This is a genomic window from Streptomyces sp. NPDC048481, from assembly GCF_043200075.1.
In the GTDB taxonomy this organism is placed as follows: domain Bacteria; phylum Actinomycetota; class Actinomycetes; order Streptomycetales; family Streptomycetaceae; genus Streptomyces.
The window spans coordinates 616189-628043 of record NZ_JBICXC010000001.1 but is presented as its reverse complement, the minus strand read 5'-3'; the positions used below and the strand labels follow the sequence as shown (position 1 = coordinate 628043).

The following is an 11855-nucleotide window of genomic DNA, read 5'->3' as shown; positions in this document are numbered from 1 at the left end:
CCACACCGAACGGGCCGCCACCCCCGCCCCCGCCCTCACTCAGTCCCGCCGGATCAACTCGGGATCGATCCGCCGCCCGACCAGGGGCAAAGACCCCAGAGCAGCGACGACAACCACCCCAAGAGCACTGACCAGCAACAGGGGCACCCCGTCCCCATCCCAGAAGACAGCCCCGCCACCGGTTACGAGGTAGCTGGACTCGGCCATCTTCCCTGTCACCACGGCGAGCACGAGACCCATGGCCAACGGCAGCACCACTTGGACGACTTGCACGGTCCGCAGCGTCCGGGACCTGGCACCGAGCAAGGAGAGAGCCGTGACCTGCGGCCGCCGTTCCACCCCACGGTCGGTCGCGGCTACGAGGTAGGCGGCCAAGCCGATGACCAGCCCGAGGATCATGCCCACGGCGAGGAGGGTTTTGATGACGGTGATCTGCTGGAGCGCCGTGGCGTCCAGGGCGTCCGTCTCGACCTCGATCGTGGGATCGACTCCCGCGATGCCTTCCAGCACGGCGCGCACGGCGTCGGGAGCCGAGCTGCCGACAAGGGCGAGAGTGGCCCTTCCCTCCGGGCGGAACCCGGTCGGGAAGACAGAGGGGGGAAGCAGCACGGTTCCGCTGAGGGGAATCTGCCCGGGCGTTTCGTCGCGATACTGGATGGTGGCAGCCGGCACCCGGACATCGACGAACCGGCTCTTCCCTTCCGTATTCCGCAGGCGAAACGGGTAGCTCTTCCCCGGTTCGCTGAATTCGTCATAGGTGAAGCCCGAGATCATCAGCCGCGCGGGACGTCCTTCCACGCAGTTCTTCACCATCGACGCCATACGGCGCAATTGCTCGCAGGTCGCGATCACCGCGTTGATGCTTCTCGGCACCTCTTCACGCTCGGGATCAGTCCACGAATCCACGAGAACGGCATGCCCTTGGACTCCCGGAACCTTCGTGACTGCTTCTTCCGTCTCACGAGTCATGCCATCGAGGGCCATCGAGTACAGCTGAACCGGCGCGGTGTTCTTCGACACCTGGTCCAGCTCGATGAGCACGCCCTGCGTGAGCGAGGCAGCGTAGACCAGCAGAACCAGCCCGGTCGCGACGCGAAGAGCCCCGCCGGGTTCCACCTCGTTGCGGCGCATCGCCAGACCCAAGGACAGCGAACTCGCGGTTCGCGCAACCCTGCGGGCCAGTAGGCGCGAGAGGATCGGCAGGGAGAGCACCAGGCCCGCGCCCACCAGCACGACAGCGAGCGGCATCAGAATCGCCGAGAACGAGGTGTCCGTGGGAACGTGCCCGGTCGCTCCTGCGACGCAGTACCCGAAGACGATGCCCAGCCCCGGAAGGAGGGGCAGCAATCCCCAGAGGCGGGGCGGCTTCTCCGCCGCGCTACGCCGCACCGCCAGGGGGTTCGCGGCCGCCTTCCTTGCGCTGGCCCTACCCACGAACCAAGCGAGCGCCGGACAACCGACCAGGCAGACGAGGAAGGTTCTGAAGGAGAGCGAACCGTCTTCCGGGTACCACTTGAAGCCGGGCAACCCTGCCCGTGAAACCAATTGGTTGACGACCCAGTAGCCACCGAGGCCAAGAACTGCGCCCAGGAGAGCGGCAGCAACTGTCTCGGCAGCATTGACCCGCTGTACGCCTTTGCGGCTCAAACCGAGCAGGCGCAGTGCGGCGAGTCGCCTCATGCGCGAAGCGGCGGACAGCCGGGCGCATACGGACAAGAACACGGCCAACGGAAGCAGGACGACGCCGGCGAGCGTGAAGCGGAGGATGTCGAGGGTTGACGGTTCTACTGTCGGGAATCGGGTTTCTTTTTTCCCGAACTCTGACAGATGGCCACCTCCCTTGAGCGCTTCTCGACTGGCACCTACATACGCATACAGCTCATCGGGATGAGCTAGCCCTTCGGGGCCGATCACACCTGCCTCGCGGCCAGGGAGGAGATGGGCCAGGCCTGAATTCGCACGGAGGAGGTCGTGCAGCCTGGGGGAAACAATCATCTCGCCAGCGCCAGGTAGGGCACGCAGGCCCGGCGGTGCGGAAATCGGCGCGGCTCCTGTCGCCACGAAGATTCGAGTGAGCGGCTCCAGCCCATACGGATCCACCCTTGTCAGGGCCAGACCGCTCCCAGACTGCGACGCACAGATACCCAACCCATTTGAACAGTCCGGTTCACGAGCCGCCTTACGGGTATCTTGCGCGGCCAAAATGCCAGGAATCGTGAGAATTACCGCAAGGCAACACACTCCGATGGCGCTGCCCATTGCCATAAGGAGAAATCGTGCGCGGTTTCCTCGACCGCTGCCCAGCAGGAGCCTCAGCCCGAGAAGGAGTTCGTTCACGAGGCTTCACGCACCTGTTCCGTGAGCTCACCATCGCGCATGACGTACCGATTGTCGGCGCGGGCTGCAACCTGAGAATCGTGAGTAACGAGCACGACGGCCGTTCCTTGCGAGCGGGCCAAGCCGAGGAATTCATCCAGTACCGCTGAAGCATTGGCACTATCGAGGGATCCAGTTGGCTCATCGGCGAACACGACGGCAGGATTGTGCACCAACGCCCGCGCAACAGCAACACGTTGACATTGGCCGCCTGACACCTGCGAGGGGCGCCGCTGTCGGAGTTTTGCTAGGCCAAGCCTGTCCAGCACCTCACCGGCGGCAGCGAAGGCCTGAGCTTTCCGCTGCCCGGCCAGTCGCAGCGGCAGCGCCGCATTTTCCTCGATGGTCAGTTCAGGCAGCAACTCCCCGTACTGAAATACGAAGCCAAACCGCTCTCGACGGAGCGAACTGAGCTCCTCATCGCCGAGACCACCGAGAGAACGCCCCTCAAAAGAAACCTCACCGCGAGCCACGGGAAGAACACCCGCGAGACAGTACAGCAGGGACGACTTCCCGGAACCACTTTGTCCGGTGATCGCCACAACTTCGCCCCGCCCGAGGGAGATCTCGGCATTACGGACGGCCATTGTCTGACCGTACAGGAGATCCACCCCCCTGGCTGACAGAACCTCTGACGTATTGATTTCGTTCCCCAATCCTGGAGCCCGAGCCCAGTGCAACCTGGGCTCGGGATGTCAGACGGTCCTTAGCCGCGGTCCCAGTTGTAGTTGAGCAACTTGGATTGCAGACAGTTGTCGGGCCGCAAGGTGCCACGGTCACGACAAGCCCGCAACCGAGCCTCACCGGTATACCGCTGAGCGCCATTCCAGTTGGAATGGTGCAGCTTTACAGAACTCCGCTGCTTTCCGTAGTAGCGCAGCCAGTCGTGACCCTGAGCCTTCACTTCGACATAGACGTTGTGCCGGTCCGCGGCGACCGTGTCCCGCAGCCACCCCGACCACTCAAATGCGCCGTGATTGACTGTTGGCCTGTTGAACACGTACCTCCCTCCGGTGAACGCCACCCCTGTAGCCTCAAGATCCGGAATGGCGCCTTTCACCGGCGAAGCAAACGCCGCCACCGCCCCGCTGAACACCAGACCGAGCGCCGCCAGGCCGAGCACTGCCCTCTTCACACGCACCTCCGTAACCGATGGCGACGTCGTCATCGCCATGAGTAACGGACTGTAGCGGTGCGAAAGTTGACAGAAACGATCTAGCAGCCCATATCCACCACATCAGGTGATCGACTTCCGGCCAGCCACCCACCGGCCAATCCCGACGCGCCCCCACAACGAGAAGACGGCACCCCCCGCACAGGGGTGCCGTCTTTTCGTGGGCCGGGGCCGTTGCCGATCGGTGAGGGTCGGGGACCGGTAACGGCTCCGGGGTTCAGGTGTGGCCGGAGGCGGGGGCGGGGCTCAGCGGTGGTCGCTGCCCGTCGACTGGGTCGCCGCGCGGCCCGCCTCCAGTCGGGCGACCGGGATGCGGAACGGGGAGCAGGAGACGTAGTCCAGGCCCACCTCGTGGAAGAAGTGCACGGACTCCGGGTCGCCGCCGTGTTCGCCGCAGACGCCGAGCTTCAGGTCGGGTCGGGTGGCCCGGCCGGCCTCCGCCGCGGACTTGACGAGGGAGCCGACGCCGTCCCGGTCGATGGTCTCGAAGGGGCTGACGCCGAAGATGCCCTTCTCCAGGTAGGCCGTGAAGAAGGAGGCTTCCACGTCGTCGCGGCTGAAGCCCCAGACCGTCTGGGTGAGGTCGTTCGTGCCGAAGGAGAAGAACTCCGCCGCCTCGGCGATCTGGCCGGCGGTGAGGGCCGCCCGCGGGAGTTCGATCATCGTGCCGATCGCCAGCTTCAGCTCGACGCCGGTGGCCGCCTCGACCTCGGCGATGACCTGGTCGGCCTCCTCGCGGACGATCTCCAGCTCCTGCACGGTGCCGACGAGCGGGATCATGATCTCGGCGCGCGGGTCGCCCTTGGCGTTGCGGCGCTCGGCCGCGGCCTCGGCGATGGCGCGGACCTGCATCGTGAACAGGCCGGGGATGACGAGGCCGAGCCGCACACCGCGCAGGCCGAGCATGGGGTTCTGCTCGTGCAGGCGGTGCACGGCCTGGAGCAGGCGCAGGTCGTTCTCGTGGGACTCCTGGCGGGACTCGGCGAGCGCCACGCGCACCGACAGCTCGGTGATGTCGGGCAGGAACTCGTGCAGCGGCGGGTCGAGGAGACGGACCGTCACCGGGAGGCCGTCCATGGCCTCGAAGAGCTCGACGAAGTCCTTCTTCTGGAGCGGGAGCAGCTGCTTGAGGGACTCCTCGCGCTCCTCCTGCGTGTCCGCCAGGATCAGGCGCTCGACCTGTTCGCGGCGGTCGCCGAGGAACATGTGCTCGGTCCGGCACAGGCCGATGCCCTGGGCGCCGAAGCGGCGGGCGCGCAGCGCGTCCTCGGCGTTGTCGGCGTTGGCGCGCACGCGCAGCCGGCGCTTGCGGTCGGCGAAGGCCATGATGCGGTGGACGGCCTCGACGAGTTCGTCGGCGTCGTCGGCGCCCGCGTGCATGCGTCCCTCGAAGTACTCGACGACCGGGGACGGTACGACGGGTACCTCGCCCAGGTAGACCTTGCCGGAGGAGCCGTCGATGGAGATGACGTCGCCCTCCTCCACCACGTGGCCGCCGGGGACCGTCATGCGGCGGCGCTTGGTGTCGACCTCGAGTTCCTCCGCGCCGCAGACGCAGGTCTTGCCCATGCCGCGGGCGACGACCGCCGCGTGGGAGGTCTTGCCGCCGCGGCTGGTCAGGATGCCCTCGGCGGCGATCATGCCGTCGAGGTCGTCGGGGTTGGTCTCGCGGCGGACGAGGATGACCTTCTCGCCCGAGCGGGACCACTTGACGGCGGTGTAGGAGTCGAAGACGGCCTTGCCGACGGCCGCGCCGGGCGAGGCGGCGATGCCCCGGCCGACCTTCTCGACCTTCGCGTCCTCGTCGAAGCGGGGGAACATCAGCTGGGCGAGCTGGGCTCCGGTGACGCGCTGGAGCGCCTCGGTCTCGTCGATGAGGCCCTGGTCGACGAGCTGGGTGGCGATGCGGAAGGCCGCGCCCGCGGTGCGCTTGCCGACGCGGGTCTGGAGCATCCACAGCTGGCCGCGCTCGATGGTGAACTCGATGTCGCAGAGATCCTTGTAGTGGTTCTCCAGCGTCTCCATGATCTGCATCAGCTGGTCGTAGGACTTCTTGTCGATCTGCTCCAGCTCCGCGAGCGGGACCGTGTTGCGGATGCCCGCCACGACGTCCTCGCCCTGGGCGTTCTGGAGGTAGTCGCCGTAGACGCCCTGGTGGCCGGAGGCGGGGTCGCGGGTGAAGGCGACGCCGGTGCCCGAGTCGGGGCCGAGGTTGCCGAAGACCATGGAGCAGACGTTGACGGCGGTGCCGAGGTCGCCGGGGATGCGCTCCTGGCGGCGGTAGAGCTTCGCGCGGTCGCCGTTCCAGGATTCGAAGACGGCCTTGATGGCCAGGTCCATCTGTTCGCGCGGGTCCTGCGGGAAGTCGCGGCCGGCCTCGGTCTTGACGATCTTCTTGAAGCGGGTGACCAGCTTCTTCAGGTCGGCCGCCTCCAGCTCGGTGTCGACCGTGACCTTCTTCGCGGCCTTGGCGGACTCCAGCGCGTCCTCGAACAGCTCGCCGTCGACGCCGAGGACCGTCTTGCCGAACATCTGGATGAGGCGGCGGTAGGAGTCCCACGCGAAGCGGGCGTCGCCGGCCTGCTCGGCCAGGCCCTGGACCGACTTGTCGGAGAGGCCGATGTTCAGGACGGTGTCCATCATGCCCGGCATGGAGAACTTCGCGCCCGAGCGGACGGAGACGAGGAGGGGGTTGTCCGGCTGGCCGAGCTTCTTGCCCATGCGCTCTTCCAGGGCGACGAGGTGCGCACTCACCTCGTCACGCAGTGCCGCCGGCTCCTCACCGCTGTCGAGGTAGACCTTGCAGGCCTCGGTGGTGATGGTGAAGCCGGGAGGGACCGGGAGGCCGAGGTTGGTCATCTCGGCGAGGTTCGCGCCCTTGCCGCCGAGGAGGTCCTTGAGGTCCTTGTTGCCCTCGGTGAAGTCGTAGACGAACTTCACGCCCTCAACGCTCGTGGCCGGTTCGGCTGCACGGAGATCTTTGTTATCCGACACGGGTCTCGACTCCTCGAGGACGCGGTGGCTGCCCTGACGGCCAGGAACATACCCAGATCGAAGGCTCCTGGGTACGTCCACTTGCGCGTCATGCGCACGTAACCCACCGTCCGCCAGCGGATCGAAAGTCAAGGCTTGGCAAGCGCGGAGCCCTCGGTGTTTTCACTTGTTGAACGGATCAGCGCTCCATGAGCGTCACATGAGCCTCATTCATGCTCGTATGAGCGTAGCGTGACACCTTTGATTTCGATCGATGAACGATCAAGCCATGGCACTGAGTGCCACTCCTTGGAGAAGTGCAGTCGTTCTTGAACCGCTCATCTGAGCACGCTCCTCCTCAGAGGTGGCGAGAATCACGCTGTCGCAGGCCGCCCGCGTTCACCATGCGGACGCCCCGCGGCCCCGCCGGACCAGGCGTCCCTCATCCACCCCGAGCGTCCCTCAGACCCCGAGTGCCAGCAACCGCTCCTCGGCCCGCTCCGGCGCGTACAGGTGCTCCACGACCAGCGCACCCGCCCCCACCAGCCCCGCCCGCTCCCCCAGCCGAGAGGTCACGACGTCGAGGCGGGCGGTGGAGCGGGGCAGCGCGCGCTGGTAGAGCAGCTCGCGCACGCCGGTGAGGAAGGCGGTTCCGGCCAGATCCCCGGCGATCATCAGGACGCCGGGGTTGAGCAGCGTGACGACCGTCGCCAGGACGTCGCCGACGCTGCGCCCCGCCTCGCGGGCCAGCGCGGCCGCCCCGGGGTGACCGGCGGCGAGCAGGTCGCGCACGTCCGAGCCGGAGGAGGCCGGGACGCCCGACTCCGCCAGTCTGCGCGCCACGGCCCCGCCGCTGGCGACGGCCGCCAGGCAGCCGCGCGAGCCGCAGCGGCACGGCGCGTCCGCGCCCACCCGGATGTGCCCGATGTCGCCTGCGCCGCCGTCCACGCCCCGATAGAGCGAGCCGTCGACCACCACGCCCGCGCCGATGCCCGTGGACACCTTGACCAGCACGAACGCGGAGCAGTCGGGATAGCCGGCGCGCTGTTCGCCGTACGCCATCAGGTTGGCGTCGTTGTCCACCAGGACGGGGACCTCCGCCGGGCGCGCCGCCGCCCCGGTTCCCGTACCCGTGCCGGTTCCGGTACCCGTGTCGGTGCGTTCTCTGAAGGCCCGCGCGAGGCGTCCTCTTATGTCGTAGCCGTCCCAGCCGGGCATGATCGGCGGCTGGACGACCCGGCCCGTCTCGCTGTCCACCGGCCCGGGGACGGCGAGGCCGATGCCGCAGACCTCGTCCGGCCGGCGGCCCGCCTCGGACAGCAGGTCGGCGAACCAGCCGCCCAGTTCGCCGAGGACGGCGTCCGGGCCGTCCTCCACGACCAGCGTGCCGCCGTGCTCGGCCAGGATCTCGCCGGTCAGGGTCAGCACGGCCGCGCGCGCGTGCCGCGTGTCCAGGTCCGCCGCGAGGACGACGGCGTGGGCGTCGTCGAACTCCAGGGTGATCGAGGGACGTCCGCCCAGCGGTGAGCCGACCGGTCCGCCCGCGCCCTCGCGCAGCCAGCCCGCCCGGAAGAGGCGGTCAAGGCGTTGGCCCACGGTCGCCCGGGAGAGCCCCGTGGCCTGCTGGAGGGCGCCGCGTGTCGTCGCGCGGCCCTTGCGCACCAGTTCGAGCAGATCACCGGCGCCGGCAGCCTGACCTCGCCCGGTCATGCGCACCCCCTTGTGTTTCTCAACCTTGCATTACATATTGAGTTTTGCGTGTTAAATAGACGTAACTCTACGGTAGCCGCCGCCCGTCCTGGCGGCCTCGTCGTCTTCGGGGAGCCCCGAGTGGACCGGACCGCCCAGCTCAGCGGCCGTACGGCGGACGTCGCCGTCGCCGAGGCCGCCGCACACGCCCCGCACGATCCGCATGCCCCGCACGCTCCGCACGCCGAGACGCTGCGCCGCCGGGCGGTCGCCGTGCTGGACGCCAACTGGACGGGGACGTCCACGGTCCCCTCGCGCGAGCTGTACCCGCACCAGTGGTCGTGGGACTCGGCGTTCATCGCCGTCGGCCTGCGGCACGTCGCGCCGCACCGGGCACAGACGGAGCTGGAGACGCTGCTGGCCGCCCAGTGGGGCGACGGACGCGTGCCGCACATCGTGTTCAACCCCTCCGTGCCGCTCGACGCGTACTTCCCGAGCCCCGACTTCTGGCGCTCCTCGACCGCGGGGCGCACCGCGGGCGCCCCGCGCACCGTACAGACCTCCGGCATCGTGCAGCCACCGGTGCACGCGCTCGCGGCCTGGCTCGTGCACCGGGCCGACCCGGTGCTGTCCCGCGCGCGTGGCTTCCTGGCCCGGGTGTATCCGCGGCTGGCCGCCTGGCACCGCTATCTGCTGCACCGGCGGGACCTGGGCGGCGGCGGGCTGGTGTCCGTCGTCCACCCGTGGGAGCAGGGCATGGACAACGCCCCCAGCTGGGACGTCCCCCTCGCCCGGATCGCCCCCGCCCCGGCCCGCTCCTTCCGCCGCGCCGACCTCGACCACGGGTCGGCCGAGGACCGGCCGACGGACCTGGACTACGGGCGGTACGTACGGCTGGCGGCGCAGTATCGGGACGGCGGATACGCCGACGGGCGCGGGGAGTTCGCCGTCGAGGACCCCTCGTTCAACGCGCTGCTCATCGCCTCCGAGCACGCGCTCGCGCACATCGCGCACGAGCTGGGCGCGTCGGGCGCGGCCCGTCACGCCCGTGCGGAACGGCTCACCGCCGCGCTCGTGGAGCGCCTGTGGGACCCGGCCGGGGGCATGTTCTTCTGCCGGGACCTGCGCGGCGGGGGCCTCGTGACCGAGCGGGGGGTGTCCGGTCTGGTGCCGCTGCTGCTGCCCGGTCTGCCGGGCGAAACCGTGGACGCGCTCGTGCGGACGCTGCGCGGCCCGCACTTCGGCCTGGGCGGCGTGACCCGGCTGGCGCCCAGCTACGACCTGCTCGGCGAGGCCTTCGACCCGCACCGCTACTGGCGCGGCCCGGCCTGGTTCAACACGAGCTGGCTGCTCCAGCGCGGTCTGCGGCTGCACGGCCGCCGGGCCGAGGCGGGGGCGCTGCGCCGGGCCGTCCTGGACATCGCCGGCCGCTCGGACTTCGCGGAGTACGTCGATCCGTACACCGGAGCGGCCTGCGGCGCGACCGGGTTCGGCTGGACGGCGGCGCTCACGCTCGACCTCGTCCATCAGGGCATGTCAGGCAGCGGTACCGAGGGAGGGGACCTGGGATGACGGACCGGCATCATCTGCTCGTGTTCGGCGGGACGTTCGCGGCCGTGGGCGACAACGGGGACATCAGCGGCGTACGGGGGCCGGGGCCGGCCTGCGGGTCGCCCGAGGGGCTGTTCGTGCGCGACGCCCGCCACCTCAGCCGCTGGCAGCTGACCGTCGACGGCGCGGTCCCGGAGGCGCTCTCGCCGGTCGAGGACGGGGACACCGCGTGCTGCGTGCTCGTCCCGCGCGGCGGCCGCGACGAGCCGCCGTCCTGCACGATCCTGCGGGAACAGGCCGTCGGCGACAGCTCGTTCGTGGAGTCGCTGCGGATCGTGTGCAACCGGCCGGTGCCCACCACGGTGCGCCTCGCGCTCACCGCCGACGCCGACTTCACCGACCAGTTCGAACTGCGCTCCGACCACCGCACCTACGCCAAGACCGGGGTCGTCCGCCGCCGCGAGATCCTCGACGACGGCGTGGAGTTCGCCTACCGGCGCGGCGAGTGGACGTCCCGTACGACGGTGACGGCCGAGCCCGCGCCGGACGCCGTCGAGGAGACGGGCACCGGCGCCCGCCGCCTGGTGTGGCGGCTGGAGCTGGAGCCGCACGGGTCGGCCGAGCTGACCCTGCGGGTGACGGCCCGGCCGCACGGCGAGCGGCGGACGCTGCGGGTACCCCGCTCGCCGGCCTCGGTCGTCGGGCGGCTGCGGGAGCGGGAGGCCGAGTTCGCGGAGGGGGTGGCGTTGCCCGCCGGGTGGCCGGAGCTGACGGCCGCCTGTGCGCGCGGTCTGTCGGACCTGGCCGCATTGCAGGTGCCGGCGACCGGCCCGGACGGCGAGGATCTGCGCGTGCCGGCGGCGGGCGCTCCCTGGTTCCTGACCCTGCTGGGGCGCGACGCGCTCCTCGCCTCTCTGTTCGCGCTGCCCTACCGTCCCCGTCCGGCCGCCGCGACGCTCCTCGCGCTGGCCGCGGCCCAGGCCACCGGGGCGGACCCTCGGACGGTGGCACAGCCCGGCAAGATCGTGCACGAGGTGCGGCACGGCGAACTCGCCCACTTCGGGCAGGTCCCGTACGGCCGCTACTACGGTTCGGTGGACGCGACGCCGCTGTTCCTCGTCGTCCTGGGCGCGTACGTCGAGCAGACCGGCGACGCTGCGCTGGCCCGCCGTCTGGAGCCGCACGCGCGGGCGGCCGTCGGCTGGATGCTGGACCACGGCGGCCTCACCTCGCGCGGCTACCTGGTCTACCGGGCCGACCGGGGCGGCCTGGCCAACCAGAACTGGAAGGACTCCCCCGGCGCCGTCTGCTCCGCGGACGGCGTCCGCCCGACCGGGGCGGTGATGGCGGCGGGCGCCCAGGGGTACGCGTACGACGCGCTGCGCCGCACGGCGTGGACGGCCCGCACGGTGTGGGAGGACGAGAAGTACGCGGCGCTGCTCGAACAGGCCGCCGCCGACCTGCGCGAGCGCTTCCAGCGTGACTTCTGGATGCCGGACCGCGCCTTCCCGGCGCTCGCGCTGGACGGCGAGGGCCGGCAGGTCGACGCGCTCGCCTCGGACGCCGGTCATCTGCTCTGGTCCGGGCTGCTGGACAAGGAGTACGGGGAGACCGTCGGCCGGCGGCTGCTGGAGGCGGACTTCTTCTCCGGGTGGGGCGTGCGCACGCTGGCGGCCGGGCAGCCCGCGTACCACCCGCTGTCCCGTCACCGGGGTTCGGTGTGGCCGCACGACAACGCGCTGATCGCGCTGGGTCTCGCGCGCTACGGGCTGCACGACGAGGCCCGCACGGTGGCCCGCGCGCTCATCGACGCGGCGGCCGCGACCGGTCATCGTCTCCCCGAGGTCCTCGCGGGTTACGGCCGCGACACCCACGGGCGGCCGGTGCCGTACCCGCACGCTTGCGTCCGGGAATCCCGGTCGGCGGCGGCTCCGTTGGCGCTGCTCACGGCGGTCGGGGGCGCGTGACCGCTGCGTCCGCCCGGCCGGCTGCGGCGGTTTGGCGTGACGTTTGCGCGGTGTTTGCCGAGCACTGGCCCGGGGGGCTGAACGCGGGCCGGGAGCAGGCCGTACGAAACTGTGGCGGATCCGGC

7 protein-coding genes are annotated in these 11855 nt (G+C 70.0%); 2 read left to right on the top strand and 5 right to left on the bottom strand.

The genetic code is table 11. The features are described 5' to 3' along the window. Positions 1–39: 39 nt before the first annotated feature. From ACGFSH_RS02620 to ACGFSH_RS02600, 5 genes are all read right to left on the bottom strand, one after another. Positions 40–2337 carry an FtsX-like permease family protein gene (locus ACGFSH_RS02620; RefSeq protein WP_393344209.1) on the bottom strand — a complete coding sequence of 766 codons (2298 nt, stop codon included), beginning with the start codon at positions 2335–2337 and terminating at the stop codon, positions 40–42. Beyond that, on the bottom strand, positions 2334–2963 hold the full coding sequence (locus ACGFSH_RS02615; RefSeq protein WP_393344207.1) for an ABC transporter ATP-binding protein: 630 nt from the start codon (positions 2961–2963) through the stop codon (positions 2334–2336). The genes ACGFSH_RS02620 and ACGFSH_RS02615 overlap by 4 nt, the downstream gene beginning before the upstream one ends. A 119-nt stretch (positions 2964–3082) precedes the next feature. Then, complete coding sequence (locus ACGFSH_RS02610) at positions 3083–3550, bottom strand: hypothetical protein (RefSeq protein ID WP_393344205.1); 468 nt, start codon at positions 3548–3550, stop codon at positions 3083–3085. A 246-nt stretch (positions 3551–3796) separates the two neighbouring features. Continuing rightward, positions 3797–6544 (bottom strand): pyruvate, phosphate dikinase, encoded by a 2748-nt coding sequence (gene ppdK / locus ACGFSH_RS02605; RefSeq protein WP_393344203.1) that lies wholly within the window; start codon positions 6542–6544, stop codon positions 3797–3799. A gap of 441 nt (positions 6545–6985) precedes the next feature. Beyond that, positions 6986–8233: an ROK family protein gene (locus ACGFSH_RS02600; RefSeq protein ID WP_393344201.1), complete on the bottom strand. Its 1248-nt coding sequence runs from the start codon at positions 8231–8233 to the stop codon at positions 6986–6988. 120 nt (positions 8234–8353) lie between these two features. On the opposite strand from ACGFSH_RS02600, the gene ACGFSH_RS02595 reads away from it, so the two are divergent. Continuing rightward, complete coding sequence (locus tag ACGFSH_RS02595; protein ID WP_393344199.1) at positions 8354–9784, top strand: hypothetical protein; 1431 nt, start codon at positions 8354–8356, stop codon at positions 9782–9784. Then, entirely contained in the window at positions 9781–11730 is a 1950-nt protein-coding gene (locus ACGFSH_RS02590) for a glycogen debranching N-terminal domain-containing protein (protein WP_393344197.1), read from the top strand. The genes ACGFSH_RS02595 and ACGFSH_RS02590 overlap by 4 nt, the downstream gene beginning before the upstream one ends. Positions 11731–11855 lie beyond the last annotated feature (125 nt).